A 1,816-nucleotide genomic window follows, 5' to 3' on the forward strand; every position below is an offset into this window, starting at 1 on the left:
GTGCCGGGGCTTCGGCATGGACGGTCGCCGCCAGCGCCTCGATCTGGCCGATCACCACGTCTGGACCGGCCTGCGCCTGCGTCGGCACCGCCGCGAATGCCAGGATCTTGCCTTCGCGGTCGACCAAGGCGGCGCGAAGCTCCGTCCCGCCAAGATCGATCGCAAGGGCGGCTTCCGTTGTCATGCCGCGACCTTCAAGCCGCGCAGCCAGCCGATGCGGCCGGCGAGGTCCTTGTCACCGAAGGCGAGCGAACCGAGAACCACGGTTTCGGCGCCGGCGGCACGCAGCAGCGGCACGGTCTCGTGGCGGATGCCGCCGTCGGCGGCCAGAACCACTTGCACCTCACGGCCGGCCTTTCTCAGGATAGCGCGGGTAGCGCCCAGCCTGTCGCAGGCCTTGTCCGACAGGCTCTGTCCCTTGACGCCGATTGCGGTTCCAAGAAGCGTTACGAAGGCGACTTCCGGGACGAAGGCCGTCACCGCTTCCACAGGCGTCTCCAGCCTGAGCACGACGCCCGCCTCGGCGCCGAGCTCCCGCGCCAGCCGCACGGCGCGCAATCCCGCTTCGCCATTCTCGGCATGGACGCTGATCATGTCGGCGCCGGCTTCGATGAACTGGCGCGTCTGCGCCTCGACGATTGCTTCATCGACCATCAGGTGGACGTGGATGGGTTTCGCCGTCAGCCCGGCGATGCGGGCAACGAGGTCGGGGAAGAACAGGAAGGACGGGGCGAAATGACCGTCCGCCACATCGATATGATGAAGATCGACATAGGGTTCGATGCGCTTCAAGTCGTTCTCGAAATTGGCAAGATTGGCAGACCAGAGCGAGAATTCGGCGATCATGCGATCGCGTGGCAGTTCGGCGATGGCGGCCGGGCCGGAGAGAGATTTCGAGATCATGATTGGTCCTGGTTGTCAAAATTTGTGTTGAGAAAGCTGCCGATGGCGGCGCGGATTTCGGCGAAATGACGCTCCTTGTCGGTGGCCTTCGGCGTCACCTCGACAAAGGCGGCATTGGGGATGGTGTCTGCAAGGCTGCGCGCGGTGGCCAGCGGATGGACGAGATCGATGCCGCTGCCGATGACGAGTGTCGGGAGCGCGAGGCCGGCGGCCGCTGCCCGCGTCACGCCGGGCCCATCGTTTGCGATTGCTCGCATCACCTCGGCGAAAACATTCGCGTTCTCGCGCGCAAAAAAGCCAAACAAGGACGCGAGATTGTCCGGCGCTTCGGTGCGAAACCATGTGGCAGTAGCGGAGGCCGCGAAGGCATCGCGCGCGTCATCCAGCGGACGGCTGAGGATGAGCTCCGCCACTTCCACGTAAGGGCGCATGTTTTGCGGTGCCGCGTCGAAAGCCCAGGCAGGGCGAACAAGCACGAGACCTGTGACCCTATCCGGGTGCCGGGCCGCAAGCCGCAAGGCGATGGCCGCGCCCATCGAGATGCCGCCGGCGACGAAACGGTCGAGGCCGACCGCATCTGCGGCGGCCAGCACGTCGTCGGCGAACATCGCGATCGAAAACGGGCGATTGCTGCCGGCGTCGGAACCGCCCTGCGCTCGGCATTCGACGGTCAGCCGGCGGTATGAAGGGCCATCGGGAAAGTTCTGCGCCCCCTGCGCCGCATCACCGCCGAGGCCATGCTGGAAGACGACGGGAGGCCTGCCCTGCCCCGTGTCGAAGACACGAAGCGATGCATCGTCGCGAAGCAGGATCGCCGGCGCGGCGCCCATCAGAGGAGTCCCCGCAGAAAGGCTGCGACGCCGGGGGCTTCATCGGCGGACAGCCCGTGGGTGACGAGCGATCCGTCGAAGCC

General features: G+C 66.2%; 2 protein-coding genes and 1 pseudogene. All 3 read right to left on the minus strand.

Going from position 1 to position 1,816, the window contains the following annotated elements:
* Positions 1-184 (minus strand): annotated as a pseudogene (locus tag EN925_RS41085) (ROK family protein); the annotation flags it as partial.
* Positions 181-903 carry a ribulose-phosphate 3-epimerase gene (locus EN925_RS32595; protein ID WP_127370510.1) on the minus strand — a complete coding sequence of 241 codons (723 nt, stop codon included), beginning with the start codon at positions 901-903 and terminating at the stop codon, positions 181-183. The pseudogene EN925_RS41085 and the gene EN925_RS32595, both read right to left, overlap by 4 nt.
* On the minus strand, positions 900-1,733 hold the full coding sequence (locus tag EN925_RS32600; RefSeq protein ID WP_128337233.1) for an alpha/beta hydrolase: 834 nt from the start codon (positions 1,731-1,733) through the stop codon (positions 900-902). Before EN925_RS32600 ends, EN925_RS32595 begins: the two co-directional genes overlap by 4 nt.
* Positions 1,734-1,816: the final 83 nt, after the last annotated feature.

Source organism: Mesorhizobium sp. M7A.F.Ca.US.006.04.2.1, assembly GCF_004022915.1.
Lineage (GTDB): Bacteria > Pseudomonadota > Alphaproteobacteria > Rhizobiales > Rhizobiaceae > Mesorhizobium > Mesorhizobium ciceri.

Excerpts from the sequence above, each read along its gene's own strand:
- EN925_RS32600 (WP_128337233.1), bottom strand. The coding sequence starts at position 1,733 with ATGGGCGCCGCGCCGGCGATCCTGCTTCGCGACGATGCATCGCTTCGT.
- EN925_RS32595 (WP_127370510.1), bottom strand. The coding sequence starts at position 903 with ATGATCTCGAAATCTCTCTCCGGCCCGGCCGCCATCGCCGAACTGCCA.